Source organism: Streptomyces milbemycinicus (genome assembly GCF_002154605.1).
In the GTDB taxonomy this organism is placed as follows: domain Bacteria; phylum Actinomycetota; class Actinomycetes; order Streptomycetales; family Streptomycetaceae; genus Streptomyces; species Streptomyces milbemycinicus.
Map to the genome: position 1 here is coordinate 1 of NZ_MUNE01000941.1, position 527 is coordinate 527.

The 527-nt window shown below is 65.5% G+C and carries 2 protein-coding genes; both read right to left on the bottom strand.

Annotated elements, in window-relative coordinates; translation table 11 throughout:
* A partial coding sequence (locus CCN51_RS58755; RefSeq protein WP_342749428.1) for a condensation domain-containing protein occupies positions 1-228 on the bottom strand: 228 nt, incomplete at its 3' end.
* 4 nt (positions 229-232) lie between these two features.
* Positions 233-523, bottom strand: coding sequence for a phosphopantetheine-binding protein (locus CCN51_RS58760; protein ID WP_425444807.1), 291 nt, complete (start codon positions 521-523; stop codon positions 233-235).
* Positions 524-527: the final 4 nt, after the last annotated feature.

The following is a 527-nucleotide window of genomic DNA, read 5'->3' on the forward strand; positions in this document are numbered from 1 at the left end:
GTGATGCACCACGGCCAGCAGCACGAACTCATCCGGCCCCAACACAAACAGCCGCACGCGCACCGGTAGATCGTTTGAGAGGTCAAATCCAGCGCCGACCTCCCTGACCAGCGCCTCGGCCAGCTCCTCTTCAGCGGCCTCAATCACCACGAGCGACGGTACGGACGCACCGGCATCAACGATGTGCTGATGGGGCTGGCCGTCGGCCTCCGGAAAGATCGTCCGCAGGCTCTCATGCCGCNNGCGGAGTGTTGTACGTGCCCGAGGGCCCTTCCATCTGCCCCAGAAACCACAGTCGGCGCTGCGCGAACGACACCGGCACCACCTCGGGCCGCACCCTTGCGGTCAACGGCAGCCGCACCAGATCCGCGCCCTGATCCAGATGCGCGTCCAGGCCGGCCACGGTCGGCGACTCGAAGAGAGCACGGATGCTCAATTCCACACCCAGGGCGCTGCGAATGCGACTGATCAGCCGAGTCGCGAGAAGCGAATGCCCGCCCAGCGCAAAGAAGTTGTCGTCGATTCCG